At 67.1% G+C, this 26831-nt stretch carries 25 protein-coding genes and 1 pseudogene; 7 read left to right on the plus strand and 19 right to left on the minus strand.

The window, feature by feature from the left end; all coding sequences use genetic code 11:
• Window positions 1-267: pseudogene (locus tag ABE472_RS17510) on the minus strand (efflux transporter periplasmic adaptor subunit); the annotation flags it as partial.
• Between the two features lie 231 nt (window positions 268-498).
• On the opposite strand from ABE472_RS17510, the gene ABE472_RS17515 reads away from it, so the two are divergent.
• The gene (locus tag ABE472_RS17515) at window positions 499-1167 is read left to right on the plus strand and encodes a TetR family transcriptional regulator (RefSeq protein ID WP_313212404.1); all 669 of its coding nucleotides are present in this window, start codon (window positions 499-501) and stop codon (window positions 1165-1167) included.
• Between the two features lie 61 nt (window positions 1168-1228).
• Here ABE472_RS17515 and hslU read toward each other — a convergent pair whose 3' ends face one another.
• The 8 genes from hslU to ABE472_RS17555 form a co-directional block, all read right to left on the minus strand.
• Window positions 1229-2602 (minus strand): ATP-dependent protease ATPase subunit HslU, encoded by a 1374-nt coding sequence (gene hslU / locus ABE472_RS17520; protein ID WP_121039962.1) that lies wholly within the window; start codon window positions 2600-2602, stop codon window positions 1229-1231.
• A gap of 148 nt (window positions 2603-2750) precedes the next feature.
• Entirely contained in the window at window positions 2751-3302 is a 552-nt protein-coding gene (gene hslV, locus ABE472_RS17525; protein WP_019183676.1) for an ATP-dependent protease subunit HslV, read from the minus strand.
• A 91-nt stretch (window positions 3303-3393) separates the two neighbouring features.
• Window positions 3394-4284, minus strand: a complete 891-nt coding sequence (xerC, locus tag ABE472_RS17530; protein WP_265308883.1) for a tyrosine recombinase XerC — start codon at window positions 4282-4284, stop codon at window positions 3394-3396.
• A gap of 22 nt (window positions 4285-4306) precedes the next feature.
• Window positions 4307-4984 (minus strand): DUF484 family protein, encoded by a 678-nt coding sequence (locus tag ABE472_RS17535; RefSeq protein ID WP_176988152.1) that lies wholly within the window; start codon window positions 4982-4984, stop codon window positions 4307-4309.
• A complete protein-coding gene (dapF, locus tag ABE472_RS17540; RefSeq protein ID WP_346466709.1) occupies window positions 4981-5835 on the minus strand; it encodes a diaminopimelate epimerase in 855 nt (284 codons plus the stop codon). The genes ABE472_RS17535 and dapF overlap by 4 nt, the downstream gene beginning before the upstream one ends.
• Window positions 5828-6073: a lipoprotein gene (locus ABE472_RS17545; protein WP_019183672.1), complete on the minus strand. Its 246-nt coding sequence runs from the start codon at window positions 6071-6073 to the stop codon at window positions 5828-5830. Before ABE472_RS17545 ends, dapF begins: the two co-directional genes overlap by 8 nt.
• Window positions 6074-6184: 111 nt before the next feature.
• Entirely contained in the window at window positions 6185-6616 is a 432-nt protein-coding gene (locus tag ABE472_RS17550) for a YbaN family protein (RefSeq protein ID WP_346466710.1), read from the minus strand.
• 98 nt (window positions 6617-6714) lie between these two features.
• Window positions 6715-8832 (minus strand): S9 family peptidase, encoded by a 2118-nt coding sequence (locus ABE472_RS17555; RefSeq protein ID WP_346466711.1) that lies wholly within the window; start codon window positions 8830-8832, stop codon window positions 6715-6717.
• Window positions 8833-8943: 111 nt separating this feature from the next.
• Between ABE472_RS17555 and ABE472_RS17560 the strand changes: the two genes are divergently transcribed.
• Window positions 8944-10140, plus strand: a complete 1197-nt coding sequence (locus ABE472_RS17560; RefSeq protein ID WP_346466712.1) for a pyridoxal phosphate-dependent aminotransferase — start codon at window positions 8944-8946, stop codon at window positions 10138-10140.
• Window positions 10141-10306: 166 nt separating this feature from the next.
• On the opposite strand, the gene ABE472_RS17565 is transcribed toward ABE472_RS17560, so the two are convergent.
• Both ABE472_RS17565 and ABE472_RS17570 read right to left on the minus strand, forming a co-directional pair.
• Window positions 10307-12403, minus strand: a complete 2097-nt coding sequence (locus tag ABE472_RS17565; RefSeq protein WP_346466713.1) for a prolyl oligopeptidase family serine peptidase — start codon at window positions 12401-12403, stop codon at window positions 10307-10309.
• 34 nt (window positions 12404-12437) lie between these two features.
• Window positions 12438-12764: a hypothetical protein gene (locus ABE472_RS17570; protein ID WP_313212417.1), complete on the minus strand. Its 327-nt coding sequence runs from the start codon at window positions 12762-12764 to the stop codon at window positions 12438-12440.
• A 203-nt stretch (window positions 12765-12967) separates the two neighbouring features.
• On the opposite strand from ABE472_RS17570, the gene ABE472_RS17575 reads away from it, so the two are divergent.
• The gene (locus tag ABE472_RS17575) at window positions 12968-13579 is read left to right on the plus strand and encodes a lipocalin family protein (RefSeq protein ID WP_088433799.1); all 612 of its coding nucleotides are present in this window, start codon (window positions 12968-12970) and stop codon (window positions 13577-13579) included.
• Between the two features lie 74 nt (window positions 13580-13653).
• Here ABE472_RS17575 and ABE472_RS17580 read toward each other — a convergent pair whose 3' ends face one another.
• The 3 genes from ABE472_RS17580 to ABE472_RS17590 all read right to left on the minus strand — a co-directional run bounded on the left by ABE472_RS17580 (window position 13654) and on the right by ABE472_RS17590 (window position 16386).
• Window positions 13654-14343, minus strand: coding sequence for a methionine ABC transporter permease (locus ABE472_RS17580; RefSeq protein ID WP_121039992.1), 690 nt, complete (start codon window positions 14341-14343; stop codon window positions 13654-13656).
• On the minus strand, window positions 14340-15347 hold the full coding sequence (locus ABE472_RS17585; protein ID WP_313212412.1) for a methionine ABC transporter ATP-binding protein: 1008 nt from the start codon (window positions 15345-15347) through the stop codon (window positions 14340-14342). The genes ABE472_RS17580 and ABE472_RS17585 overlap by 4 nt, the downstream gene beginning before the upstream one ends.
• A gap of 142 nt (window positions 15348-15489) precedes the next feature.
• The gene (locus tag ABE472_RS17590) at window positions 15490-16386 is read right to left on the minus strand and encodes a DMT family transporter (RefSeq protein ID WP_313219553.1); all 897 of its coding nucleotides are present in this window, start codon (window positions 16384-16386) and stop codon (window positions 15490-15492) included.
• Between the two features lie 78 nt (window positions 16387-16464).
• On the opposite strand from ABE472_RS17590, the gene ABE472_RS17595 reads away from it, so the two are divergent.
• The gene (locus ABE472_RS17595) at window positions 16465-16947 is read left to right on the plus strand and encodes a YajQ family cyclic di-GMP-binding protein (protein WP_313212414.1); all 483 of its coding nucleotides are present in this window, start codon (window positions 16465-16467) and stop codon (window positions 16945-16947) included.
• 391 nt (window positions 16948-17338) lie between these two features.
• On the opposite strand, the gene ABE472_RS17600 is transcribed toward ABE472_RS17595, so the two are convergent.
• The 3 genes from ABE472_RS17600 to ABE472_RS17610 all read right to left on the minus strand — a co-directional run bounded on the left by ABE472_RS17600 (window position 17339) and on the right by ABE472_RS17610 (window position 21133).
• The gene (locus ABE472_RS17600) at window positions 17339-18439 is read right to left on the minus strand and encodes a helix-turn-helix domain-containing protein (RefSeq protein ID WP_346463503.1); all 1101 of its coding nucleotides are present in this window, start codon (window positions 18437-18439) and stop codon (window positions 17339-17341) included.
• 88 nt (window positions 18440-18527) lie between these two features.
• Window positions 18528-19655, minus strand: a complete 1128-nt coding sequence (locus ABE472_RS17605; RefSeq protein WP_346466714.1) for an NAD(P)-dependent alcohol dehydrogenase — start codon at window positions 19653-19655, stop codon at window positions 18528-18530.
• Window positions 19656-19669: 14 nt separating this feature from the next.
• The gene (locus ABE472_RS17610) at window positions 19670-21133 is read right to left on the minus strand and encodes a benzaldehyde dehydrogenase (RefSeq protein ID WP_346463507.1); all 1464 of its coding nucleotides are present in this window, start codon (window positions 21131-21133) and stop codon (window positions 19670-19672) included.
• A 210-nt stretch (window positions 21134-21343) separates the two neighbouring features.
• On the opposite strand from ABE472_RS17610, the gene ABE472_RS17615 reads away from it, so the two are divergent.
• On the plus strand, window positions 21344-21922 hold the full coding sequence (locus ABE472_RS17615) for a DUF1415 domain-containing protein (protein ID WP_123730129.1): 579 nt from the start codon (window positions 21344-21346) through the stop codon (window positions 21920-21922).
• Window positions 21913-22713 carry an SDR family oxidoreductase gene (locus ABE472_RS17620; RefSeq protein ID WP_346463509.1) on the plus strand — a complete coding sequence of 267 codons (801 nt, stop codon included), beginning with the start codon at window positions 21913-21915 and terminating at the stop codon, window positions 22711-22713. Before ABE472_RS17615 ends, ABE472_RS17620 begins: the two co-directional genes overlap by 10 nt.
• A 127-nt stretch (window positions 22714-22840) precedes the next feature.
• Here the strand turns inward: ABE472_RS17620 and ABE472_RS17625 are convergent, their stop codons facing one another.
• Window positions 22841-24874, minus strand: a complete 2034-nt coding sequence (locus tag ABE472_RS17625) for a M3 family metallopeptidase (protein ID WP_346463510.1) — start codon at window positions 24872-24874, stop codon at window positions 22841-22843.
• Window positions 24875-24992: 118 nt separating this feature from the next.
• Complete coding sequence (locus ABE472_RS17630; protein ID WP_346466715.1) at window positions 24993-26105, minus strand: PLP-dependent cysteine synthase family protein; 1113 nt, start codon at window positions 26103-26105, stop codon at window positions 24993-24995.
• A gap of 111 nt (window positions 26106-26216) precedes the next feature.
• Here ABE472_RS17630 and gloA point away from each other — a divergent pair, with 111 nt between their 5' ends.
• A complete protein-coding gene (gene gloA / locus ABE472_RS17635) occupies window positions 26217-26744 on the plus strand; it encodes a lactoylglutathione lyase (protein WP_346466716.1) in 528 nt (175 codons plus the stop codon).
• The last annotated feature ends 87 nt before the right edge of the window (window positions 26745-26831 follow it).

The raw sequence follows: 26831 nt of genomic DNA on the forward strand, positions 1-26831 counted from the left end.
CGGCTGCCCGGCAGTGACCAGGCCGCCTTCGGTGAACAACCGCTTGGCCACGATGCCGTTGACCTGCGGGCGCACTTCGGCCACCAGGAAGGCATTGGTGCGGCCCGGCAGCTCGCGGGTCAGCCCGACCTGCTCGGCTTTCAGGGTGGCCACGGTCACCTGGCCGGGGCCGCCCTGCGGACCCTCCTGCTCACCACCGCCACAGGCGGACACGGTCAGGGCGATCGCGAGGGACAGCGCGAGAAGACGGTACGGGGTTCTGGACATGGCGGTAGGGGCTCGCAGACGGAAAAGGGCGCGCCTGCAGCCCAACTTCCGATAAAAGCGAAGAATGACGACAAACAGGCAGCAAATGACGGCAAATATCCGAAACGAGACCCGCCGGCATGCGCAGGCAGTCCTCGCTGAGGATCAGTGGGGCGCAAATATACATACATGCATGTTTGTTTGTAAAGCGGTACAATTCAGGCCGGTTTCATCCAGCAACTGCACAGCGCAATGGCCAGAAAAACCAAAGAAGAGGCGCAGGCCACCCGCGAGGGCATCCTCGATGCGGCCCAGGTCTGTTTCCATGAATACGGGGTCGCCGGCACCAGCCTGGCGATGATCGGGGCGCGCGCCGGATTCACCCGCGGCGCGGTGTACTGGCATTTCAAGAACAAGACCGAAGTGCTGACCGCGATGATCGATCGCGAGCGCGTCCCGTTCATCGAGCGGCTGCGACGCACCACCTCGGCCAAGCGCACTACACCGATCCTGGACCTGCGCTCGGCACTGCTGGTCTCGTTCCGGGAGCTGGCCGAAGACGAACGCCTGCGCAACATGATGGAAATCATGCTGCGCAATGATCTGTCGGTGGAAAGCCAGGCGATGCAGGTGCTGCAGCTGGAGGCATCGCGCGAGGAGCTGGGTATCTTCGCGGCCGCGTTCCAGCGCGCGCGCGAGTTGGGGCAGCTGCGCGAGGGGGTGGACGTGGACACGGTGGCACGCATCGTGAGCACCAGCCTGACCGGGGTGCTGTATAGCGCGATGCTGGAACCGGAGCTGTTCGAGATCCAGCGCGATGGCGCGCAGACGCTGGATGCGATCCTCAGCGCATTCGTGCAGCCGGGTGTATTCACCCCGGGCGCACCCCCGACCGCCCTGCCAACCGACGACGACGCCTGAGAAAAAAAACGGCGACACCGAAGTGCCGCCGTTCTTCCTACCACCCGATCGTTGCGTGCCGTTACAGGATGTAGCGGCTCAAGTCCGGATCCTGCACCAGCTCACCCAGGTGCGCGTCGACGTAGGCCTGGTCGATGCTGATGGTCTCGCCATCGCGGTCCGGGGCTTCATAGCTCAGCGTATCCAGCAAGCGCTCCAGCACCGTGTGCAGGCGGCGCGCGCCGATGTTTTCCTGGCGCTCGTTCACCTGGAAGGCGATCTCGGCCAAGCGGTCCACCGCATCGACCGTGAACTTCATCGAGACGCCTTCAGTCTGCAGCAGCGCTTCGTACTGCTTGGTCAGCGCGGCCTTCGGCTCGGTCAGGATGCGCACGAAGTCCTGCTTGCTCAGCGCGCCCAGTTCCACGCGGATCGGGAAACGACCCTGCAGTTCCGGGATCAGATCGCTGGGCTTGGCCAGGTGGAACGCACCGGAGGCGATGAACAGGATGTGGTCGGTCTTGATGGTGCCGTACTTGGTGGACACGTTGGAGCCTTCCACCAGCGGCAGCAGATCGCGCTGGACGCCTTCGCGCGACACATCGCCACCACCGACGTTGTCACCGCGCTTGGCGACCTTGTCGATCTCATCGATGAACACGATGCCGTGCTGCTCGCAGGCTTCGATCGCCGCGCTGCGGATATCGTCTTCGTTGACCAGCTTGCCGGCCTCTTCCTCGATCAGCAGCGGACGCGCGGCCTTGATCGACAGCGTGCGCTTCTGCGCCTTCGCACCGCCCATGCTGGAGAACATCTGGCGCAGCTGCTGCCCCATTTCCTCCATGCCTGGCGGGGTCATGATGTCCATGCTGACATTGGCCGAGACTTCCAGTTCGATCTCGCGCTCGTCCAGTTCACCGTTGCGCAGCATGCGGCGGAACTTGATGCGGGTCTCGTTGTCCTGCGCGGAGGGCTCGTTGCGCGCGGCCTCGGCATCGAAGCCGATACCGGTGCTGCGGCGCGGCAGCAGTGCATCCAGGATGCGGTCTTCGGCGCGCTCTTCGGCCTGGGTGCGCACGCGGACCTTGGCCTGCTCGCGATACAGCTTGACCGCGGTGTCGGCCAGGTCGCGGATGATCTGCTCCACGTCCTTGCCGACATAGCCGACCTCGGTAAACCGGGTGGCTTCAACCTTGACGAACGGCGCATTGGCCAGCGTGGCCAGGCGACGCGCGATCTCGGTCTTGCCGACGCCGGTCGGGCCGATCATCAGGATGTTCTTGGGCATGACTTCGTTGCGCAGCTCGGCCGGCAGCTGCATGCGGCGCCAGCGGTTGCGCAGCGCGATGGCGACCGCGCGCTTGGCGTCGTGCTGGCCGACGATGTGCCGGTCCAGTTCCTGCACGATCTCGCGCGGGGTCATGGTGGCGGAAGAAACTTCAATCTTGTGCGGCATGGGTGTGCTCACGAGGATATGGGGTGGAATGACGTATCACCGGCCTGCCTGGCAGCGACGTAACGCTGATGTAGAGCCACGCCATGCGTGGCTGACCGGATACCGCAGCCACGCATGGCGTGGCGCTACCGAGCGTTGACCCTCCGGGTCAAAGCTCTTCGACCACCACGTTGCGATTGGTGTAGATGCAGATGTCACCGGCGATGTTGATCGACTCGGTGGCGATCGTGCGGGCATCCAGTTCGGTATGTGCCATCAGCGCGCGGGCGGCAGACAGGGCATAGGAGCCACCGGAACCGATCGCGATGATGCCGTCTTCCGGCTCGATCACATCACCGGTGCCGCTGATGATCAGCGAGGTGTCCTTGTCGGCGACGGCGAGCAGCGCTTCGAGCTTGCCCAGGCGGCGCTCGGTGCGCCAATCCTTGGCCAGTTCCACTGCAGCACGCTGCAGCTGACCGTGCTTTTCCAGCTTGGCCTCGAACAGCTCGAACAGGGTGAAGGCATCGGCGGCAGCGCCGGCGAAACCGGCCAGCACCTGGCCCTCCCGGCCCAGACGGCGCACCTTGCGGGCGTTGCCCTTCATCACCGTGTGGCCAAGGGTGACCTGGCCATCGCCGGCGACGGCGACATGCCCGTTGCGCCGCACCGAGATGATGGTGGTGGCATGAAATACGTTGGGGTTCTGACTGGGGTCCATGGAGCCTCCGGGGTGACAAAGACTGAGGTGGGGTCTCTGCCCGACGCTTCAACCCGCCCCGCCCTGCGCCCGGATGCCGCAGCGGATCGATTCAGCTTTCGTTGCCGCTCTTGCGCCGCTTGGCACGCGGGTGCGCAGCGTCGTAGACCTTGGCCAGATGCTGGAAATCCAGATGGGTATAGATCTGTGTGGTGGCGATATCGGCATGCCCAAGCAGCTCCTGCACACCGCGCAGATCACCGGAGGACTCCAGGATGTGGCTGGCGAAGCTGTGCCGCAGCATATGCGGGTGCACGTGCTTGAACAGGCCCTGGCGCTGGGCGAGCTGGCGGATGCGGATCTGCACGGCGCGCTGGGTGATGGGCCCGCCCTTGCGCCCGGGAAATACCGGTGCGGTTGCCGCGCCGCCGCTGTCGGCGCGCCAGCCCTGCAGCGCGGTGCGTGCATGCGAACCGAACGGCACGCGGCGTTCGCGGTTGCCTTTGCCCAGTACGTTGACCAGGCCGGTATCGAAATCCAGGTCGCGCCAGATCAGCGCGCACAGCTCGCTCAGGCGCAGTCCCGAGGAATAGAAAAGTTCCAGCAGCGCGCGGTCACGCAGGCCGAGCGGTGCGTCGGTCGGCAGTTCGACCAGCTGCACGGCTTCATCGGCATCGAGCACCTGCGGCAGTTTGCGTGGTGCCTTGGGCGCTTTCAGGCCCGTGGCCGGATTGGCGGCGATGCGGTGGTGCTTGAGCAGCCACGCATAGAAACTGCGGCACGCCGAAAGCCGACGCTGCAGCGAGGTGGGCGACAACCCACGGCGGTGTTCGGCGGCGATGAACTGGCGCAGCTGCGCGCTGTCCAGCGTGTCGATGACGGCCCCCTGCCCGTCCGACCACGCCGCGAGGGCGTCCAGGTCACGGCGATAGGCATCCAGCGTGTGCGCCGACATGCGGCGCTCCACCTGCAGATGCGACAGGAAGTCCTGCGCGGTGCTCAAGACGACTCCGCTCGACGGGCGATCAGGGCGACGGGAAGCGCTGCAGGGCAACGACCAGCGACTCGCCCATCATGCGCAGGAACAGCGTGCCCATGCCGGGGTAGAACCGATTGCCGTCATGGCTGCCGACCGCGATCAGGCCGACACCCGGCAGCGGCAGCAATGCACTGGACTGCACCTCTTCGGCGCGCCCGGCATACAGCACGGTGTTCTTTTCCGGCTGCAGGCGGCCGCAGATCGGTTCGCCGTCTTTCAGGCAATCGCGGAACACGCCCAGCAACGGGCTGCTCTCCTCGATCACCTGCAGCCACGGCGCCTGTTCCAGCCCGGCGATCGGATGCAGCACGATCAGCCGGACCAGATCACCGGCGAAATCCTCTTCCAGCGAGGCGGCCATCGCCCGCAGGGTGTCCGCCGCCGAGTCCTGTTTCATCAATGCCAGGGTCAGCTGGTGCGTGCGCACGGCCAAGCGCTCGTTGATCTGCGCGTTGGTGGCCAGATCGGCCAGCCGCCGCGACAGCTCACGGTTCTTGTCGCGCAGCACCTCCAGCTGGTAGCTGGCCAGTGACGCGGTGGGGCCGTCATCGCGCGGCACCACCAGGGTCAGGGCCAGATCCGGGAACTGCTTCAGGAAGGTCGGATGCCGACGCAGCCAGGCGGCTACTTCGTGCGACCCGATTTTCTCGGCGGTCTCGCTCATGCGTTCCACTCCCCATCAAAGACGAAGGCTGCGGGTCCGGACATCACGATCTGTGCATCATCGGCCGGCCAGCGGATGCGCAGGTCACCGCCGGGCAGCGACATCGTGGCATCGCGCTGCAGGCGACCGCGCTGCATCATCACCACGGCCGCAGCGCAGGCGCCACTGCCGCAGGCCAGGGTTTCGCCGGCGCCACGCTCATACACGCGCAGGCGCGCGTGCTGCGGGCCGAGCACCTGCACGAAACCGACGTTGACCGATTTCGGGAACGAGGCGTGCTGCTGCAGCAACGGGCCCAGGCGCTCGACCGGGGCGGCATCGACCAGGCCCACTTCGATCACGGCATGCGGGTTGCCCATCGAGACCGCGCCGAAGCGCACCGTGTCGCCCTGCAGCGGCAGCAGGTATTCCTCGCGGGCGCGGGCGAAGCCGATCAGCGGCACGTTCTCCGGCTCGAAACGCGGCACGCCCATGGCCACCGCGTACTGGTCTTCGCCCAGGCGTTCGACTGCATGGGTGGTGACCGGGCTATCGATCGCGAAGGTGCTGCCGGTAGCCGCGCCATCACGCACCAGCCAGGCCGCCACGCAGCGCGCACCGTTGCCACATTGCTCGGAACGGCTGCCATCGGCATTCCAGATCCGATACGAGGCGACCGAGCCTTCCGCCTTGGGCGGCTCGATGGTCAGGATCTGGTCGCACCCCACGCCGGTGTGGCGATCGGCCAGCCGCGCGGCCAGCACAGCGTCCGGCGGTGCGCTGCCATCGCGCAGGTCCAACACCACGAAATCATTGCCGGCGCCATGCATCTTGGTGAAGCGCAGCGCCGCGGAGGTGTTCGACTTACTCATTCCCGTCATTGGCCTTCAGCGCCGGCGCTTCAACGGGATCGGGAACCACCGGGGAATCGGTATCGGCATCGGCGGCCGGCGGCGTGGCGTCGTCGGCGGCCGGTTCAACCAGCTGTTCTTCGACCGGGACCGGCTTCTGCGGCAGGACCAGCGGGCCCTTGTTGCCACAGGCCGACAGCACCAGCAGCGCCGAGGCGGCCAGCGTCAGGGAGATGAGGGTACGGGGGGATGTCTTCATCCTCCGAGTAGCCCGGGGGTGTTGGGGCGCTTGGGGGCGGGCGGTTTCAAGGGCCCGCGCAAAAAACCCCCCCGTTGGCGGCCCCGGGGGCGGGCGGGCCCGCGGCCGGCACTACCGGAGCCCATCCTCCGGCGGCAGCGGCCGACACCACAGCCACAGCGCCACGCAGGTCATGCTGCCGATGGAGAGCCACTTCACCCAGGCGATCGGCACGCACCACAGCATGATGCCCGCGCACACCGCCATGGTCAGGGTCGCCATCCATTTGCCGCGGCGGCTGACCGCGCCATGCGCCTGCCAGTTGCGGATCGCCGGGCCGAACTGCGGGTGTGCCAGCAGGCGGTTGTGCAGGCGCTCGGAACCGCGCGAGGCGGCCCAGGCCGAGATCAGGATGAACACCGTGGTGGGCAGCCCCGGCACGAAGATGCCGACGATGCCGGTGCCCAGGCTGACATAGGCCAGCAGCCACCACGCCCAGCGGAAACGCACCCGTCCCCGCTCAGCCGGCGCTTCGGAAACCACGGGGTGTTCGGGCCGGGACATGCCCCCAGCATAGCGACCCGGCCGGGCTGCCGCGATGGGCACCGCCTGCGGCAGCCGACGACACGGGGTCGTCGGCGTACAGCGTGCAGCGGCCAGCGTTACGGGGTCTGGGTGACGCCGAGCTGGTCGAGCACGAACGCGTACGACTCGGCCAGCTCGTGGTAACGCTGGAAGCGGCCGGATTTGCCGCCGTGGCCGGCTTCCATGTTGGTACGGAATACGATCGGGAAGTGGCCGGTGTTGTCATCGCGCAGCTTGGCCACCCACTTGGCCGGCTCCCAGTACTGCACCTGCGAATCCCACAGGCCGGTGCCGACGAACAGGGCCGGGTACGCCTGCCTGCTGACGTTGTCGTAGGGCGAGTACGTGAGCATGTAGTCGTAATACTCGCGCTGCTCCGGGTTGCCCCACTCGTCATACTCGTTGGTGGTCAGCGGGATGCTGGCGTCGAGCATGGTGGTGACCACATCGACGAACGGCACCTGGGCGACCATCACGCGATAGTCCTGCGGCGCCTGGTTGGCCACCGCGCCCATCAGCAGACCACCGGCGCTGCCACCGGAGGCGGCGACGCGATCCTTGGCGGCATAGCCCTGGCGGACCAGCTCGCGGGTGACATCGACGAAATCGTTGAACGTGTTCTGCTTCTTGAGCAGCTTGCCGTCCTCATACCACGCACGGCCCATTTCCTGGCCGCCGCGGATGTGGGCGATGGCATACACCACGCCGCGATCGAGCAGGCTGACCACGGTCTGGTTGAAGCCCGGATCCATCGACATGCCGTAGCTGCCGTAGGCGTACTGGTACAGCGCGCCGGTGCCGTCCTTCTTGAAACCGTTGCGGTAGACCAGCGACACCGGCACCTTGACGCCATCGCGGGCCGTCACCCACACGCGCTCGGTGGTGTACTGCGACGGGTCATAGCCGATCACCGGCTGCTGCTTGAGCTGGCGGCGTTCACCGGTGACGGTATTGAGCTCGTAGGTGGTGGTCGGCGTGGTCAGCGAGGTGTAGGCGTAACGCAGCCACGGGGTGTCATGCTCGCTGTTGGCGGCCAACCCCATCGAGTAGGCGGGCTCATCTGCCTTGACGTAATCCTGGCGGCCATCCGGGAACAGCAGGCGCACGCGTTCCAGGCCATTGGAGCGCTCGGCGATCGCGGTGAAGCCGTCGAACAGTTCGAAGCCTTCGATCAGCACGGCGTCATCGTGCGCGACCCAGTCCTTCCATTGGCTGCGCGCGGTGGCATCGCTGGGCGCGGTGACGATCTTGAAGTTCTTCGCGTCCGCCGCGTTGGTGCGGATCACCCAACGGCCGTTGAAGTGGTCGGCGTCGTATTCCACATCGCGCGCACGCGGCGCCAGTACCTTGAACGCCTGCGGGTCGGCAGCCGGGGCGTAGCGCGTTTCCGAGCTCACCGTGCTGTGCAGCTCGATGGTCAGGAAACGATCATCGCGGGTGCGGCCCACGCCCATGTAGAAGCTGTCGTCCTTCTCTTCATACACGAGCACGTCGCTGCTGGCCGGGGTGCCCAGCACGTGCTTCTTGACGCGCACGGTGAGCAGGGTTTCCGGATCATTCTCGACATAGAACAGGGTGCGGTTGTCATCGGCCCAGACCACATTGGGCGAGACGTTCTCGATGCGATCCGGCAGCACCTCACCGGTGCGCAGGTCCTTGAAGCGGATCACGTACTGGCGGCGGCCGACGTCGTCTTCGGCCCAGGCCAGCAGGTGGTTGTCCTGGCTGACATCGGCATCGCCCACGTTGAAGTAGCCCTTGCCCTCGGCCATCGTGTTGATGTCGAGCAGGATTTCTTCCGGCGCCTCCATGCTGCCCTTGCGGCGCGCCTGGATCGGGTAGTCCTTGCCGGTTTCGAAGCGGGTGTAATACCAGTAACCGCGGTCACGCGAGGGCACGCTGGCATCGTCCTGCTTGATGCGGGCGACGATCTCCTTGTACAGGGTGTCTTCCAACGGCTTGAGCGGGGCCACCACCTGGTCGGTGTAGGCGTTCTCCGCATTCAGGTAGGCCAGCATCTTCGTGTTTTCGCGCTTGTCGTCGCGCAGCCAGTAGTAATCGTCGCTGCGGGTCGCGCCAAAGGGAGCCTTCACCGTGTGCGGGTGCTTCTCGGCGTCGGGCGGGGTCAGCGCGGGGGCGGCGTGCACGTTGGAGGTCATGAGGCTGGCAACCAGTAAACAAAGGGCGGGTTTCACGAGATAAGGCTCCTGGCGGGGGAATGCAATGGCGTCCGTGTCCGTGCAGTCTGTGCTGGCGGGTGGGCCAGCAGCAAGCCTGTCGTTGGTCACTGCGCCTATCATCAGGCCATGGATACTTCCCGCACGCCCCCGACCGGCACCGGCTACAGCCGCCGCAGCCAGGACATCGAACCCTTCCACGTGATGTCGCTGCTGGCCCGCGCGCAGGCGCTGGAGCAGGCTGGCCACGATGTGATCCACCTGGAGATCGGCGAGCCGGACTTCACCACCGCCGCTCCGATCGTGCGCGCCGGCCAGGCCGCGCTGGCGGCCGGCCACACGCGCTACACCGCGGCCCGCGGCCTGCCCGCGCTGCGCGAGGCGATTGCAGGCTTCTACCAGGATCGCTACCAGGTGCAGATCGATCCCGAGCGGATCCTGGTCACGCCGGGTGGCTCGGGCGCGCTGTTGCTGGCCAGCAGTCTCCTGGTCGATCCCGGCAAGCACTGGTTGCTGGCCGATCCCGGCTATCCGTGCAACCGGCACTTCCTGCGGCTGGTGGAAGGCGCCGCGCAGCTGGTGCCGGTCGGCCCGGAGACGGCCTACCAGCTGACGCCGGACCTGGTGGCACAGCAGTGGAACGCCGACAGTGTTGGTGCGCTGGTCGCCTCCCCGGCCAACCCGACCGGCACCGTGCTCTCGGCGGCGCAGCTGGCAGCGCTGTCGCAGTCGTTGAAGGCGCGCGGCGGGCACCTGGTGGTGGATGAGATCTACCACGGCCTTACCTACGGCATGGACGCGGCCAGCGTGCTGGAGGTGGATGACGAAGCCTTCGTGCTCAACAGCTTCTCGAAGTACTACGGGATGACCGGCTGGCGCCTGGGTTGGCTGGTCGCGCCACCGCAGGCGGTGCGGGAGCTGGAGAAGCTGGCGCAGAATCTGTACATCAGCGCCTCGAGCATCGCCCAGCATGCGGCGCTGGCCTGTTTCGAGCCGGAATCGATCGCGATCTTCGAGCAGCGTCGTGCGGCGTTCCGCGAGCGTCGCGATTACCTGCTGCCGGCGCTGCGCGCGCTCGGTTTCCGCATCGAAGTGGAACCGGAAGGCGCGTTCTATCTGTACGCCGACGTGAGTGCGTTCACCGATGATGCCCAGGCGTTCTGTGCGCATTTCCTGGAGACCGAGCATGTGGCGTTCACGCCGGGCCTGGACTTCGGGCACCACCGTGCGAACGAGCATGTGCGCCTGGCCTACACGCAGGACGTGCCGCGCCTGGAAGACGCGGTGCGCCGGATCGCGCGTGGGCTGGAGACATGGGTGCGCTGAGCCGCCCATAAAAAAAACGCCACGCATCGCTGCGTGGCGCTCAAAATGGGGTGGAGCCAACCTGACGCCCCACCACCCGGAGTCTACGCCAGGGGGCTACAACGTCCGCGGCAGGCTCACTCCCTGCCGGCTGCTCGACCGCCCCTGGCCGTCGAGCACCCCGAGCTTACTTGGAGAGCTGCTCCCACAGGAAGCTGTAGGCCAACGCCGACATATGCGCGGCCTGCGCGTTGTTCGCCGCGCCGCCGTGACCGCCTTCGATGTTCTCGTAGTAGGTCACGTCCTTGCCGGCGTCGATCATCTTGGCCGCCATCTTGCGGGCATGGGCCGGATGCACACGGTCATCGCGGGTGGAGGTGGTGAACAGCACCGGCGGGTAGGTCTTGCTGGCGTCGAACAGGTGGTACGGCGAGAAGGTCTTGATGAATTCCCAATCGGCCGTATCCGGATTGCCGTATTCGGCCATCCACGACGCGCCGGCCAACAGGTGGCTGTAACGCTTCATGTCCAGCAGCGGCACCTGCACCACCACCGCCCCGAACAGCTCCGGGTACTGGGTGAGCATGTTGCCGGTAAGCAGACCACCGTTGCTGCCGCCCTGCACGCCCAGGTGCCTGGCCGAGGTGATCTTGCGGCTCACCAGGTCGCGGGCGACCGCGGCCATGTCTTCATAGGCCTTGTGGCGGTTCTGCTTCAGCGCCGCCTGGTGCCAGCGCGGGCCGTACTCGCCACCGCCACGGATGTTGGCGACCACGTATACGCCGCCCTTCTCCAGCCACGCGCGGCCCATGCCGCCCGAGTACGACGGGGTCAGCGAGATCTCGAAGCCACCGTAGCCGTACAGCAGGGTCGGGTTGGAGCCATCCAGCTTCATGTCTTTGCGGTGCACCACGAAGTACGGCACCCGGGTGCCATCCTTGCTGGTGGCGAAGTGCTGCTCGATCACCTTGCCATCGGCGTTGAAGAACGTCGGCATGGTCTTGAGCACCTCAGGCTGCTTGCCGATCTCGGCAATGGCCAGGGTGGTCGGGGTCAGGTAATCGGTGACGGTCATCCACACCGCATCGCTGTCATCGGCATCGACCGCACTGACGGCCACGGTGCCGAACGACGGCGCGCCGGTGAAGGCCGTCGTCTTCCAGCCGCTGTCGCCCGGCGTCAGCACGCTCAGGCGGCTTTTGACGTCGTCCAGCACGTTCAGGACCAGGTGGTTCTTCGTCCAGCTGGTGCCGGCCAGCGAGGTGGTGTCGGTCGGCGCGAACAGCACGTCGAAATCACGCTTGCCGGCGAGGTAATCATCCAGCTTGGTGGCCAGCAGCGAACCGGCGGCGTAGGTCTTGCCGCCCACGGTCCACGGCTCACGCAGCTCCAGGGTCAGCCACTGTTTGCGCAGGCCCTTCTCGGCCGAGTTCGGCGCATCGATCTTGGTCAGCGTGCCATCATCGGCGCGCAGGAAGATTTCGTTGTTGTAGAAGGCCAGCGTGCGGCTGACCAGGTTGCGCTCGTAACCGGGGGTATCGTCGTGCATGGCCGCGATGTACATGTCATCGGGCTTGCCCTCGTACACCATCGAAGCCGAGGCCATCGGGGTGCCGCGCTTCCACAGCTTGGCCACGCGCGGATACCCGGAGGTGGTCATCGTGCCGGTGCCGAAATCGGTGTAGACGAACACCGTGTCGCGGTCGATCCAGTTCAGGCCACCCTTGGATTCGGGGCGGAAGAAGCCGTCCTTGATCCAGGTCTTGTTGGCCAGGTCGAACTCGCGGGTGACATCGGCATCGGCGCCGCCGCGCGACAGCGCGATCAGGCAGCGCGAGTAATCCGGGCGCAGGCAGTCAGCGCCGTGCCACACCCAGTTCTCGCCCTCGGCCTTGTTCAGTGCATCCAGATCCAGCACGGTTTCCCACTGCGGCGAGGCCTTGCGGTACTCGGCCAGCGTGGTGCGGCGCCACAGGCCGCGCTCGTGCTGCTTGTCCTTCCAGAAGTTGTAGTAGTAGTCACCGATCTTCTGCACGCCGGGAATCTTGGCATCGGAATCGAGCACCTCGCGGATGCTGGTCTCCATCTGCTTGAACGCCGGCGTCGCAGCCAGACGGCCTTCGGACTTGGCGTTCTGTTCCTTGACCCACGCCAGCGGCTTGTCGCCGGTGACGTCTTCAAGCCAGGCGTACGGGTCCGCGGGGGCGTCAGCGGCCATGGCGGTTCCCGCCGCACCGGCGGAGATCAGACCTGCCACCAGGCAGGCGGAAGCGAATCGTGACATTGCAGCTCCAGGCGTTCATAGCCTTGGGACGCTATCACACCGGCTGGCCGCGGCTCACGTGTCGAAGGTCAGGTCGCGCCGGACGCGCCAACGGGCGCCGCCGGCGCCGGGCCTGCGGCCCGCGGCGGCGGCGGGCGGTGCGGTTGAGCAGGCCGGCCAGCGGCAGGCGGAAGCGAAGCAGGCTCCACCAGGCCATCAGCGGCATGCCGATCAGCCACATCGGCAGCCAGCCGATCCACTCGCTATGCCCCCGCGCGGCGGGCCAGACCAGGACCAGGGCCACCCCGGCAAGGACGGCCTGCCTGACGCAACGCAGCACGCGGGGATCGGGACGGTCGGACGAACGCGGGGAAGACGACAGGGTCATGACACAGCTCCGTGCGAAAGTGATGCGTCACCTTGCCGCGCCGCCATCTCAAGGGCTGCGACCTTGTACGGGGAGGCGACAGAAGGGATGTCCGGCGAGCGGTTGCATGAATCGGTCACGCAACCGCTGCGCCGCCATTGACGTTCTCCGCTGTCCCACCCACCATGCCCCTGCCAGCCACTGGAGCCACCTGCCGCATGTCTTCGAACCGCCCGCTTCGCGCTGTCCTGTTGGTCTCCTCGCTGGCATTGCTGTCAGCCTGTGCGTTCCGCCATGAGACCAAACCGGAACCCGCGCCGACCCCGGTCGCGGTCGACAGCGCCAATGCGCCGATCGACCTGCAGCGGTTCATGGGCACCTGGTATGTGATCGGCCGCGTGCCGAACCCGATCGAGCGTGGCCATGTCGCCAGCGTCAATCAGTTCCGCCTGCGCGGCGACCAGAAAGTGTCCATCACCTACCGCTACCGCGATGGCTTCTCCGAGCCGCAGCAGGAACTGACCGTCCGCGCCTCGGTGGACGAGAAGAGCGGCAACCACAACTGGCGCACCTGGTTCTACAAGATCGTGCCGACCCACACCCGTGTGCTGGAAGTCGCGCCGGATTATTCATGGGCGATGCTGGGCTACCCGGGCCGCGAGATGGCCTGGATCTTCGCGCGCCAGCCGGACATGGACAAAGAGCTCTACAAGGAGCTCGCCACCCGCCTGCGTGACGATTACGGGGTCAATACCGACAAGCTCAAGCGCGTGCCGCAGCACCCCGAGCAGGTGGACCGGCTGGGCTTTGAAGTGCCGAACGTCCGGTAAGCGAGGCGTACCGACCAACGGTCGGTACCTACCGGTCATTTTGGGCGTACCGACCAACGGTCGGTACCTACCGGTTATTTCCGGCTGTAGTGCGAGACCAGGCGGTCGCCGATCATCTGCAGGATCTGCACCAGCACCAGCAGCAGCACCACGGTGACCAGGGCCACGTCGGTGTGCGAGCGCTGGTAGCCATCGCGGAAGGCCAGGTCGCCCAGGCCGCCCGAGCCGATCGCGCCGCCCATCGCGGTGAAGCCGATCAGCGCGATCACGGTGACCGTGGCGCCGGCAATCAGGCCCGGCCGCGCTTCGGGCAGCAGCACCCGGGTGACCAGCTGCCAGGTGGTGGCGCCCATCGCCTGGGTCGCTTCGATCACGCCACGGTCCACTTCGCGCAGCGCGGTTTCGACCAGGCGCGCATAGAACGGCGCCGCACCGATCACCAGCGGCACGATCGCACCGCGCACGCCCAGCGAGGTACCCATCATCCACAGCGTGAGCGGGATCAGCACGATCATCAGGATGATGAAGGGCACCGAGCGCAGCAGGTTCACCAGCAGCGCGAGCGCGCCATACAGCACCGGCTTGCGGTGCAGCTGCGGCGAGCCGGTCAGGAACAGCAGCACGCCCAGCGGCAGGCCGATCAGCAGCGTCAGCGGCAGTGAGCCGCCGAGCATCAGCAGGGTATCCAGCGTGGCCTGGCCGATATCGGCCCATTTGCCGGCGTCGAGATGGCGGAAGAACCCGCCTGCGGTGGCCAGGATCATCGGCGCAGCTCCTCAAGGTGGACACCGGCGGCAACGAACCCCGCCTGCGCGGCCTGCACGTCGCCGCCGACCAGCGACACGGTCAACTGGCCATACGGGGTGTCCTTGATCCGGTCGATACGGCCGGACAGGATGTTGTAGTCCACGCCGGTCTCGCGCGCGATGCGCCCCAGCAGCGGTTCGTAGGTGTCGGCGCCGAGGAAGGTCAGGCGCACGATGCGCCCGGCGACCGCCTCGAAATCCTTGTGCAGCTCGCCCTCGTCCACCTGCTCCGATTCGCTCACGAAGCGGCGCGTGGTCGGGTGCTGCGGGTGCAGGAACACCTCGGTGACCGGGCCGGTTTCCACCAGGTGGCCGGCATCGAGCACGGCAACGCGGTCGCAGACCCGGCGGATCACGTCCATCTCGTGGGTGATCAGCACGATGGTCAGGCCCAGCTCGCGGTTGATCTTGCCCAGCAGCTTCAGCACCGAAGCGGTGGTCTGCGGGTCCAGTGCACTGGTGGCTTCATCGCACAGCAGGATCTGCGGGCGGGTCGCCAGGGCGCGGGCGATGCCCACGCGCTGCTTCTGGCCGCCGGACAGCTGCGCCGGGTATTTGTGGGCGTGCGCTTCCAGGCCGACGGTATGCAGCAGTTCGTCCACGCGCGCGTCGATCTCCGCGCGCGGGGTCCCGGCCAGCTCCAGCGGGAAGGCGACGTTGGCGGCCACGGTGCGCGACGAGAGCAGGTTGAAGTGCTGGAAGATCATGCCGATCTTCCGGCGCAGCACGCGCAGGCCTTCGGCATCGAGCGCGGTGACATCCTCGCCATTGATCAGGAGCCGGCCGCCGGTCGGCTCCTCGAGCCGGTTGATCAGCCGGATCAGGGTCGATTTGCCCGCGCCGGAATGGCCGATGATGCCGAACACTTCGCCGGCCTCGATGGTCAGGTCCAGCGGCTGCAGCGCGGCAATCGCGCGGCCGCCGACGGCATAGGATTTGTGCAGGCGCTGGAACTCGATCACTTCGCGGTCAACCGGGCATCGACGGGAGGGGGCGTGCAGCCTACCAGCGCGGGGCGGCCCTGGCCCGTGCGGTTGCGCGGAATGATATTCCGTTTGGTTCTAAGAGGCCGTGATCCGGCCGGCCAGGGGGTGCCGGCCGGGCTCAGGGGTGGTCCAGCGGCCGGGGCGGCTGGACCCGGCGCACCCGCTCACGGTGCAGCAGGTACAGGCCCGAGGCGACGATGATCGCCGCGCCCAGCCAGGTCACCTGGTCGGGCAGCACGCCCCAGAACAGCAGGTCCCAGCCGATCACCCAGACCAGCCCGGTGTACTCCAGCGGCGCGATCATCGAGGCCTCCCCCAGCTGGAAAGCACGGGTCAGGGCGACCTGCCCCCCTGCCCCGGCCAGGCCCATGCCGGCGATCAGCGCGGCATGGCCCAGTTGCAGCGGCTGCCAGTCCGGGATCGCCAGCAGGCCGGCGCCGACAGCCATGATCACCAGGAACCACACCACCATCGACTGCGGGGTGTCGGTGCGGGTCAGCATGCTGACCGTGATCGCGGCCAGCGCATAGGCGGTGGCGGCCAGCAGCACCATCAGGCCCGGGAAGGAAATGATCCCGCCGACGCCGGGGCGCAGCACGACCAGTACCCCGACCAGTCCGATGCCGATGGCGATCCAGCGGCGCGGGCCCACGTGCTCGCCGAGCAGCGGCACCGAGAGCGCGGCGATCAGCAGCGGGGCGACGAAGTAGATGGTGTAGGCGGTGGACAGTGGCAGGCTGCGCAGGGCGTAGACGAAGCAGCCGATCATCACCATGCCGAGCACGCCGCGCAGCAGGTGCAGGACCCATCGCCTGGGCACCAGCGAGCGCGGGCCGGCGGTGGCCAGCACCCAGACCAGTACGAACGGCAGCGAGGCCGCACCGCGCAGGAAGGTGACCTGCAGGGTGGGATAGCTGGCCGACAGCTGCTTCATGCCGGCATCCATCAGCGAAAAGCAGGCGACGGCCATCAGCATCCAGGCGACGGCACGGGTGGGGGATTTCTGCGTGTTCATGGCCCATTATCGCCGGCTTGGCCGGCCCGTCCATGGTGGCTTGATAGAATGGGGACATTCACCCGTTGGAGTTTGCCCATGCCCTCTTTTGACGTTGTTTCCGAAGTCGACACCCACGAGCTGACCAACGCGGTCGACCAGGCCAACCGCGAGCTGTCCACGCGTTTCGATTTCAAGGGGGTGGACGCCAAGTACGTGCTGGAAGACAGCGTGATCAGCCAGTCCGCGCCGAGCGATTTCCAGCTGCAGCAGATGACGGACATCCTGCGTCAGCGGTTGACGGCACGGAAGATCGATGCGGCGTGCCTGGAGTTCGGTGATATCGAAACCAATCTGGCCGGTGCACGGCAGAAGATCACCGTGAAGCAGGGGATCGAGCAGAAGGTGGCCAAGAAGATCGCGGCGACGATCAAGGAGGCCAAGTTGAAGGTGGACAGCCAGATCAACGGCGACAAGCTGCGGGTGACGGGCAAGAAGCGCGATGATCTGCAGGATGCGATGGCGCTGTTGCGGAAGGAGACGTTCGAGGTGCCGCTGCAGTTCGATAATTTCCGCGATTGATCTTGGCCGAAGGGCTGTAGCGAGCCGCGCTGGCGATTCATTGCTGGTGCGCTGTCGTTGCCTTTGGCGCCGGCAGTTCATCGGCAAAAGCAGGCTATTCACTGCCGAGAGCTGCGTCGGGTAGGGCCAGGCCTTGCCCGGACCCGCCGTGAACCCATCCATGGGGGCTCATGTCGCGGCATCCATGCCGCTCATGGTCCAGGCAAGGCCCGGCCCTACCCGCCGCCCCGACGCTTCCTCGGCGGATGGGCGAGCAAAGCGGTAGTGCCGGCCGCTGGCCGGCAATCAGGCGATGCCCCCTCGGTAGTGCCGGCCGCTGGCCGGCAACCTCGTTGCAAAGGATCGAAGAGAAGCCCTTCCGCGCGCGGCGTATGCCGCCGGATGCTGCTCGTTACGCGCGAATCAGCTTGTACAGCGTGGTGCGTGAGATACCGAGCTGGCGTGCGGCGGCGCTGACATTGCCTTGATGCGCGGCCACGGCGTCGCGTACGTGCTGTGTGGTGTGTGTGCGCAGCGATGCAGGTGCAGCGTTGGCGCGCGGCACATCGAGCTTCACGCTGGCATGCGGTGCGAGTGGTCCGCGCAGGTACTGCACGTGCACGGCGGTGTCGTCATCCAGGCGGACGCGGTGGGCGGGGCCGCTCTGCAGCAGGCGGCGGCGCTGGTGGGTACTGGCGCCGGCGAACAGGCCGTCCAGGGTGAGAACGGGCAAGTGGCCGCGACGCGGCAGTCCGAACAGGCGGCGGGCGACGCGGTTGGCGGCACGCACCTGGCCGTCTTCTTCGATGGCCAGCAGGCCCTGCAGGGGCGAGTGCAGCCATCGGGTGTCGTGTTGCACCGCCAGCAGGTGGCAGGGGCGGTGGTCCTGCATGAGGCGGTTCTCGGCCGACAGCGCGGCCTGGCGGAAGTAGCCGTGCAACAGCTCGGCATCGCGCTCGCCAGTGCCGGTGATGTCCAGTGCACCCAGCACTTCGCCATCCAGCCCATGCAGCGGCACGCTCAGGCAGAACACGGTGGCGAAGCGGTCGAGATAGTGCTCATTGCCACGCACCAGGGCGGGCGCGTCTTCGGCCAGGCTGCAGGCCGGTGCGGTGGTGCCGATGTCGATTTCGCGCAGGCGGCGACCGATCTGGATCGGACGCAGTACCGGGACGTCGGCCAGGCCATGTTCGCGCTGGGCGATGACCAGGCCGTCGGCGTTGACGCAGAACAGGGTCCACTGGCGGCCGCCGAAGGCGGCCCAGAGGTGGTCCATGTCCTCGCGCACACAGCGTGCGAGGCGGCGGTCGGCAGGGTCGTCGAGGCGCGTGGCCGCAGCGGCAAGGGGCGCGTAGTACGGCTCCTGCCGCGGCTGTACGCCGGCCTGGCGCGAGCGCTCCCAGGAGCGCTGCACCGGCGGGCTGACCACGCTGTCCATCAGCGCGCCGCCCTCGGCGAAACGCTGACGGGCGGCGGCCAATACCTGCTGCTGTTCCAGAACCATCGCGGCCATCGGTCGATCTCCACCTCGGACCGACAGCCTACTCCCGCAAAGCTGACTGGTACGTCGTCGCAGGCATGCAGGCCTGCGACGGACCGTTTCACCCGCCGATGGTCAGGATCGGCTTGAGGGTGACACCGCGGGTGCTGTCCTCGGCGGCCTGGTTGATCTGGTCCAGCGGGTAGAACTTGACCAGCTTGTCGAACGGGAAGCGGCCCTGCTGATACAGCTGCACCAGCTGCGGAATGAACACCTTGGGCACGCTGTCGCCTTCGACAATGCCGCGGATGCTGCGTCCGCCGAGCAGCAGGTTGTTGACGTCGAACTCGGCCTTGGTGCCCAGCTTCGGCGCGCCGACCACGCCAATCATCCCCAACCCGCCGAGGGCCTCGATGCCCTGCGCCAGCACCTCCGGACGACCGGTGGATTCCAGTGCGAAGTTCGCGCCGCCGCCGGTGATCCCGCGCACCGCTTCCACCACATCGACCTCGCGGCTGTTGATCACGTGCGTGGCCCCCAGCTCCTTGGCCAGTTCCAGCCGCGACGGCACCACATCGATGGCGATGATGGTGGTCGCACCGGCCACGCGTGCGGCCATCACCGCGCTCAGCCCGACCGCGCCGGCACCGAAGCTGGCGAAGCTGCTGCCGGCGGTCACCTTGAGCGAGTTGATCACCGCACCGGCACCGGTCTGGATGCCGCAGCCAAGCGGGCCGAGCAGTTCGATCGGCGCATCCTCGGGCACCTTGATCGCGTTGTTTTCGCGGCTCAGTGCGTAGGTGGCGAACGAGGACTGCGCGAAGAAGTGATCGTGCAGCGGGGTGCCGTCCGGATCCTGGATCGCGGTGGAGCCGTCCAGCGCACCGCCACCGAAGTTCAGGCCGAAGAAGTCCTTGCAGTAGGCGCCGTGGCCGCCGCTGCAGGGATTGCAGTGGCCGCAGGCGCCGTAGGTCAACACGACATGGTCCCCGACCTTGAGGTCCTTCACGCCCGGGCCGAGCGCTTCGACGATGCCCGCGCCTTCATGGCCGAGCACGGCCGGCAGCGGCACGGGGTAGTACTGGTCACGCACGATCAGGTCGGTATGGCACAGGCCGGTGGCGACCACGCGGACCAGCACTTCATCGTCCTGCGGGCCACGGATGCGCGCCTTCTCGATGGTGAAGGGCTGTTCTTTTTCGCGCACCACGGCCACGGTGATGTCGCGCAGTTCTGCTGTTGCGGTCATGAGAATCTCCTGGATCAGATCGGGTACGCGGGCGCTTCGCCCTTGACGGTCATCCACTGCCACTGGGTGAACTCGTCGATGTTGGACGGGCCACCGATGCTGGTGCCGTTGCCGGAGGCGCCCACGCCACCGAACGGATTGATCACCTCATCGTTCACCGTCTGGTCGTTGATGTGCAGCAGGCCGGTGCGCAGCCGTTCGCCCAGCTTCAGCGCGCGGCCCACGTTGCTGGATACGATCGCCATCGACAGGCCGTATTCGCTGTCGTTGGCCAGCTCCACCGCCTCATCATCGGTATCGAACGGCACCACTACCGCGACCGGTGCGAAGATCTCTTCGTGGAAGGCCGGGTTGTCGCGGCTCACATCGCTGAGCACGGTCGGCTCGAAGAACAGATCCTGGTAGCCACCACCGGTCGCCAGGGTCGCGCCCGCGGCTTGTGCCTCGGCGACGATGCGCGCGGCGTGGTCACGCTGCTGGGCATTGATCAACGGCCCGATCGCCACCTCGCCGTCGGCCGGATTGCCGACCTTGAGCGATTTCGCCTTGGCCACCAGCTTTTCCAGGAAGCGCGCATGGATGCTGCGCTGGACCAGCACGCGGCCGGTGGCCATGCAGATCTGGCCCTGGTGCAGGTAGACGCCCCACGCCGTATTGGCGATGGCCAGATCCATGTCCGCATCGTCGAGCACGATCAGCGAGTTCTTGCCGCCCAGTTCCAGCGACACCTTCTTCAGGTGTTTGCCCGCCGCTTCACCGACCTTGCGCCCGGCACCGGTGGAGCCGGTGAACTGGATCATCGCGATGTTCGGGTCGCTGGTCAGCGCCGCACCGGCCGCGCCATCACCGGGCAGCACGTGCAGCAGGCCGGCCGGCAGCCCAGCCAGTTCGAACAGGCGTGCGATCACGAAGCCACCGCACACGGCGGTGCGCGGATCGGGCTTGAGCACCACCGCATTGCCCAGCGCCAGTGCCGGGGCGACTGCGCGCATGGCCAGATACAGCGGGAAGTTGAACGGCGCGATCACGCCGACCACGCCGAGCGGTCGGCGGCGCGCCAGATTCAGACGGCCCGGTTCGGACGGCAGCACTTCACCGATGCTGCGCGAGGGCAGTGCCGCCGCTTCATGCAACGCCTTGGTGTTCACCTTGGCCTCAAAGCCGGCCTTGAGCTGGGTGGAGCCACTTTCGCGGACCAGCCACTGCACGATCTCGTCGTTGTGCTCTTCGGCCAGCTGCGCGGCACGGCGCAGGACCTGCGCGCGGGTGTCATACGGGGCGCTGGCCCAGTCGCGCTGCGCCTTGGCGGCGGTGGCGGCGGCGCGCGAGATCTGCGCCGGGTCGGCCATCGCGATCTCGCCCAGGCGTTCGCCGGTGGCCGGTTCGACCACATCCTGGGTGCCGGCACCCGGGCTCCACTGACCCTCGAACAGCATGCCGGACCACGTGGCCGTCGGCAGGAATGCGTGTGTTGCCATCTCTGATAACTCCTTGCGTCGTGTACCCGGCCATTGGATACCTGCGGCGGACCACTGCCTATTGGCCGTTGGCCCGATCACTGCAAGTGATTGCCGGATAAGGGTTTATCAGCATGGCCGGTGTCCAGTTAATGGACAGTGGAGCCGATCACCCGCCCGCTTCACCGCCGCGCCGTACAATCAACAGCCCAGCCAGCGACACCGCCCGCCATGAACGATGCTTCCCTCACTGCCACCCACGACCCCATTGCCGAGACCCGGAAATGGCTGGAGCAGATCGTCATCGGCCTGAACCTGTGCCCGTTCGCCAAAGCGGTGTACGTGAAGGATCAGGTGCGGTTCGTGCTCAGCGATGCGACCACCCCGGAAGCCCTGGTGGAGGAACTGGCCGAAGAGCTGATCCTGCTGCGCGATACGCCGGCCGAACAGATCGACACCACGTTGATCGTGCATCCGGACGTGCTGACCGATTTCCTGGATTACAACGATTTCCTCGACAACGCCGATGCGGCGATCGAAGCACTGGATCTGCAGGGTATCCTCCAGGTGGCCAGCTTCCATCCGCAGTACCAGTTCGCCGGCGCGGCGCCGGATGACGTGAGCAACTACACCAACCGTGCGCCCTACCCGACCCTGCACCTGCTGCGCGAAGACAGCGTCGAGCGGGCGGTCGCCGCGTTCCCGGATCCGGATGTGATCGTGGAGCGCAACATCGAAACGCTGGACAAGCTCGGCATTGAAGGCTGGACGCGCCTGCTGGGCCGCAACGACATGCCGCCGTGCCACTGACACCGTCCATCCTCGACTGGCCGGCACAGCCGCTGCGCGATCGCGTGGTGGTGATCACCGGCGGTGCGCAGGGGGTGGGCCGTGGCATCGCGCAGGCGGTGCTCGGCGCCGGCGGCAGCGTGATGATTGCCGACCTGGATGCCGATGCCGGCAAGGCCTGTTTGACCGAATGGGCGCTGCCGGAGCGCGCGGCGTTCCAGCGCGCGGATGTGGCCAGCGAGCGCAGTGTGCAGGCGCTGATGAAGGCGACGATGAAGCGCTTTGGCCGCATGGATGGCCTGGTCAACAATGCCGGCATCGCCAGTGCCCATGGCACGCCGTTGGCGGAGATGCCGCTGGCCGAGTGGCAACGCCGCCTCTCCAGCCTGCATGGCGCCTTCCTGTGCAGCAAACACGCCCTGCCCGCCCTGCGCGAACACGCCGGGGCCATCCTCAACATCGCCTCGACGCGTGCCTGGCAGTCCGAACCGGACAGTGAGGCCTATGCCGCGGCCAAGGGCGGGCTGGTCGCCTTCACCCATGCACTCGCGTTGAGCGAAGGGCCGGCGGTGCGGGTCAACAGCATCAGCCCCGGCTGGATCACCACCGATGCCTGGCAGGCACCGTCACGCCGGCGCATGCCCAAGCTCTCGCGCCGCGATCAGGCGCAGCATCCGGTCGGCCGGGTTGGCCAGCCGCCGGACATCGGCGCGCTGGCGGTTTTCCTGCTCTCGGACCTGGCCGGTTTCATCACCGGCCAGGACCACATCGTCGACGGCGGCATGACCCGCAAGATGATCTACGCCGAATGAGCCGCGTCCGGTCCGATCACGCTGCCGGGTAGTGCCGGCCGCTGGCCGGCGCCTCACGTTGCATGACACTCCGCCCCTGGCGGCAGGATGCAGAGCCGGCCAGCGGCCGGCACTACCGTAACCGGGGTCACACCATCCCGTTGTGTCGCAGCAGGGCGTCCACGGTCGGCGCGCGGCCACGGAACGCGGCGAAGTTCTCTGCCGCACTCCGGCTGCCGCCGCGCGACAACACTTCATCGCGGAACCGCTGACCGGTTTCGGTCACCTTGTCCGGCGCTTCCTCGAACGCGGCATAGGCATCGGCGCTGAGCACTTCAGCCCACTTGTAGCTGTAGTAGCCCGCCGCATAGCCACCGGCAAAAATGTGGCTGAACTGATTGGGGAAGCGATTCCAGGCCGGCGGCCGGTTGACCGCCACCTCATCGCGCACGCGCTCCAGCAGGGCCTGCACGCTGTCCTGGGTCGGGTCGAAATCGCTGTGCAGCTGCATGTCGAACAGGGCGAACTCCAGCTGGCGCACGGTGAACATGCCGCTCTGGAAATTGCGTGCCGCCAGCATGCGGTCAAACAGCGCACGCGGCAGCGGCTCGCCTGTGGTTACGTGTGCGGTCATCGCCTGCACGCGCTCCCATTCCCAGCAGAAGTTCTCCATGAACTGGCTTGGCAGTTCCACCGCGTCCCACTCCACGCCGTTGATGCCGGCCACGCCAAGCTCGCCGATGCGGGTCAGCAACTGATGCAGCCCATGCCCCATTTCATGGAACAGCGTGGTCACATCGCTATGGCTGAAGGTCGCCGGCTGCCCCGCGGCGCCCTTGCCGAAGTTGCAGACCAGGTACACCAGCGGCGTCTGCACACCGGCAGCGGTCTCGCGGCGGTTGCGGCAATCGTCCATCCACGCGCCACCGCGCTTGCCTTCGCGCGCGTACAGGTCCAGATAGAACTGACCCACCAGCGCGCCCTGCGCATCGACCACCCGGAAGAAGCGCACGTCCGGGTGCCACACCGGCGCGCTGTCCGGCTGCACCTCCAGCCCGTACAGGCTGCGGATCACGCTGAACAGGCCGTCCAACACCTTCGGCTCGGTGAAGTACTGCTTCACGTCCTGCTCGGAATAGCTGTAGCGCGCCTGCTTCAGCTTCTCCGCCGCGAAGGCCAGGTCCCACGCGTCCAGCGCGGTCAGGCCCAGTTCGTCGCGCGCGAAGGCCTCCAGCTCGGCACGGTCGCGCTGTGCATACGGTTTGGCACGCGCGGCCAGATCGCGCAGGAAGCCCAGCACCTGCGGCGCATCTTCGGCCATCTTGGTGGCGATCGAATACTCGGCGTAGTTGGCAAAGCCCAGCAGCGCCGCCAGCTCCGCACGCAGGGCCAACACGCGATCGATGTTGCCGCTGTTGTCCAGCGCGGCATCGCCGAATTCGGAGGCACGGACCGCGTTGGCGCGATACAGCGCCTCACGCAGCGGGCGATGCTCGGCGTAGGTCTGCACCGGGATATAGCACGGCATCTGCAGCGTCAGCTTCCAGCCGTTCAGGCCATCCTTCTCTGCGGCCGTGCGGGCAGCGGCGATCACATCGTCCGGCAGGCCAGCCAGTTCGGCGCGGTCTTCCACATGCAGCGACCAGGCATCGGTCGCATCGAGCACATTCTGCGAGAACGTCGCCGAGAGCGCGGACAGTTCTTCGCGGATCGCGCGGTAGCGCGCCTTGCCGGCGTCATCGAGTTCAGCACCGCCCAGGCGGAAATCACGCAAGGCGTTCTCCAGCACCTTGCGGCGTGCCGGAGCGTACTGCGCCGCTTCCGGCGCGGCGGCCAGGGCACGGTACTGCTGGTAAAGCGCCAGGTTCTGGCCCAGTGCGCTGCCAAAGCGCGTCACCTTGGGCAGGTTGGCGTTGTAGGCCTCGCGCAGTGCCGGGGTATTCACCACAGCCTGCAGGTGGCCCACCTGCCCCCACGCACGCCACAGGCGCTCGGTGGCGTCATCCAGCGGATCGGCGAAGGTCGCCCAGGTCAGCGGGGTGACGGTCTCGGCGGTCGTTACCGCCGCCTCGGCCTCGGCCAGCAGGGCATCGATCGCCGGGGCGATGTGCTCAGGCTGGATCGCATCGAAACGCGGCAGGCCGGAAAAATCGAGCAGGGGGTTGGTGGGGGTCACAGGCATCTCCAGACAACGGGGCCGCTGCAGCGGCATCACCCCACGATATGGCATTGCCCCCCGCCCCGCACAAGGCCCCGGCGTGCGCCGATGGGCGAGGTTCACGCCGCGCCTGCTGCCCCGCTCAGTACAGCGCTTCCAGCGAGACGCAGGGCAGCACCGGCAACCCCTGCCCCGCCACCGCCGCGGCAAGCTGGGCATCGGCGCCCTCCACGTCGATGCCCTGCTTCGGGTACCACTCCGGGTTGTAATAGCTGTGGGCGTAGCGCTCGCCGCTGTCGCACAGGATGGTCACGATCGAGCCGCTGCGGCCGGCATCGCGCATCAGCTGCGCGGCCTGCAGCACGCCGATGAAATTGGTGCCGGTGGAGCCGCCCACGCGGCGGCCCAGCTGGCGGGTGACGTGGCGCATCGCGGCCAGGCTCAGCGCGTCGGGCACCTTGACCATCGCATCGACACTGGTCGGGATGAAGCTGGATTCCACCCGCGGCCGGCCGATGCCTTCCACGCGCGAGCCACCGCTGCAGGTCAGCTCGCGCCAAGGCTGCCCGGCCAGCGCCGCGCAGTAGCCGTCGTAGAACACCGACACTTCCGGGTCCGCACACAGGATGCGCGTGTCATGCCGGCGGTAGCTCACGTAGCGGCCCAGCGTGGCTGCGGTGCCACCGGTGCCCGGGCTGCACACGATCCACTCCGGCACCGGGTGCGGCTCCTCGGCCATCTGCTTGAAGATCGATTCGGCGATGTTGTTGTTGGCACGCCAGTCGGTGGCGCGCTCGGCGTAGGTGAACTGGTCCATGAAGTGGCCGCCGGTTTCGCGGGCCAGCGCTTCCGAATCGCAGTTGAGGTCGCACGCGCGTTCCACCAGATGGCAGCGGCCGCCGTGGAACTCGATCGCCGCGATCTTCTCGGGGGAGGTAGTGGCCGGCATCACGGCGATGAACGGCAGGCCCAGCAGCCGGGCGAAATACGCCTCGGATACGGCCGTGGAGCCGCTGGACGCCTCGATCACCGGGCGCCCTTCACGCAGCCAGCCGTTGGTCAGCGCGTACAGGAACAGCGACCGGGCCAGACGATGCTTCAGGCTGCCGGTGGGATGGCTGGATTCGTCCTTGAAATACAGGTCGATGCCCTCGAACCCGGGCAGGTCCATCGGAATCAGGTGGGTATCGGCCGATCGGTTGAAGTCGGCTTCGATCTTGCGGATGGCGGCGGCCACCCATTCACGCTGGGACATGGATGAACACTGCGCAGGGAGACGCCCCATTCTACCCGCCACCCCATCCAGCCGGGACCGCTAAAATGGCCCGTCCGCCGCGCCGATGCGGCCCCCGCCCCAGGATCCCCCATGAGCCTTGCCGCCTTCCAGAACCAACCGGGTGTCGCCGCCCAGGTGCCCGCTGACACCACCGGCTTCGTGTTCAACCACACCATGCTGCGCGTCAAGGACGCCACCGCTTCGCTGGATTTCTACACCCGCGTGCTCGGCTTCCAGCTGATCGATCTGCGCCACTTCCCCGACGCCGACTTCAGCCTGTACTTCCTGGCCCTGCTGCCGGCCGGCACGCAGATTCCCGAAGGTGACGATGCCCGCCGCGTCTGGATGGCCGGGATTCCGGGCGTGCTGGAGCTGACGCACAACCACGGCACCGAAGCCCAGGACGGCCCGGTCTATCACAACGGCAATGCCGACCCGCGCGGCTTCGGCCATATCTGCGTGTCGGTGCCGGACATCCAGGCCGCCTGCAAGCGCTTCGATGCGCTGCAGGTGCCCTACCAGAAGCGCCTGGAAGACGGCCGCATGAAGCACCTGGCCTTCATCAAGGATCCGGATGGCTACTGGGTGGAGATCATCTCCAACACGCCGATCGCCTGATCCCCGCCGCTCCGCGCCGCCCCGGCCCATAACCGCGCGGCGCGGCCGCTACCGGTGGACCGGGAACTCGAAAGCCGCCAGGTCAGG

The sequence above is a fragment of the Stenotrophomonas sp. TWI809 genome (genome assembly GCF_039673205.1).
In the GTDB taxonomy this organism is placed as follows: Bacteria; Pseudomonadota; Gammaproteobacteria; order Xanthomonadales; family Xanthomonadaceae; genus Stenotrophomonas.

Coding starts and splice junctions, on each gene's coding strand:
- ABE472_RS17515 (WP_313212404.1), top strand. CDS start 499: ATGGCCAGAAAAACCAAAGAAGAGGCGCAGGCCACCCGCGAGGGCATC.
- hslU (WP_121039962.1), bottom strand. CDS start 2,602: ATGCCGCACAAGATTGAAGTTTCTTCCGCCACCATGACCCCGCGCGAG.
- hslV (WP_019183676.1), bottom strand. CDS start 3,302: ATGGACCCCAGTCAGAACCCCAACGTATTTCATGCCACCACCATCATC.
- ABE472_RS17535 (WP_176988152.1), bottom strand. CDS start 4,984: ATGAGCGAGACCGCCGAGAAAATCGGGTCGCACGAAGTAGCCGCCTGG.
- dapF (WP_346466709.1), bottom strand. CDS start 5,835: ATGAGTAAGTCGAACACCTCCGCGGCGCTGCGCTTCACCAAGATGCAT.
- ABE472_RS17545 (WP_019183672.1), bottom strand. CDS start 6,073: ATGAAGACATCCCCCCGTACCCTCATCTCCCTGACGCTGGCCGCCTCG.
- ABE472_RS17550 (WP_346466710.1), bottom strand. CDS start 6,616: ATGTCCCGGCCCGAACACCCCGTGGTTTCCGAAGCGCCGGCTGAGCGG.
- ABE472_RS17560 (WP_346466712.1), top strand. CDS start 8,944: ATGGATACTTCCCGCACGCCCCCGACCGGCACCGGCTACAGCCGCCGC.
- ABE472_RS17565 (WP_346466713.1), bottom strand. CDS start 12,403: ATGTCACGATTCGCTTCCGCCTGCCTGGTGGCAGGTCTGATCTCCGCC.
- ABE472_RS17575 (WP_088433799.1), top strand. CDS start 12,968: ATGTCTTCGAACCGCCCGCTTCGCGCTGTCCTGTTGGTCTCCTCGCTG.
- ABE472_RS17580 (WP_121039992.1), bottom strand. CDS start 14,343: ATGATCCTGGCCACCGCAGGCGGGTTCTTCCGCCATCTCGACGCCGGC.
- ABE472_RS17590 (WP_313219553.1), bottom strand. CDS start 16,386: ATGAACACGCAGAAATCCCCCACCCGTGCCGTCGCCTGGATGCTGATG.
- ABE472_RS17595 (WP_313212414.1), top strand. CDS start 16,465: ATGCCCTCTTTTGACGTTGTTTCCGAAGTCGACACCCACGAGCTGACC.
- ABE472_RS17600 (WP_346463503.1), bottom strand. CDS start 18,439: ATGGCCGCGATGGTTCTGGAACAGCAGCAGGTATTGGCCGCCGCCCGT.
- ABE472_RS17605 (WP_346466714.1), bottom strand. CDS start 19,655: ATGACCGCAACAGCAGAACTGCGCGACATCACCGTGGCCGTGGTGCGC.
- ABE472_RS17610 (WP_346463507.1), bottom strand. CDS start 21,133: ATGGCAACACACGCATTCCTGCCGACGGCCACGTGGTCCGGCATGCTG.
- ABE472_RS17615 (WP_123730129.1), top strand. CDS start 21,344: ATGAACGATGCTTCCCTCACTGCCACCCACGACCCCATTGCCGAGACC.
- ABE472_RS17625 (WP_346463510.1), bottom strand. CDS start 24,874: ATGCCTGTGACCCCCACCAACCCCCTGCTCGATTTTTCCGGCCTGCCG.
- ABE472_RS17630 (WP_346466715.1), bottom strand. CDS start 26,105: ATGTCCCAGCGTGAATGGGTGGCCGCCGCCATCCGCAAGATCGAAGCC.
- gloA (WP_346466716.1), top strand. CDS start 26,217: ATGAGCCTTGCCGCCTTCCAGAACCAACCGGGTGTCGCCGCCCAGGTG.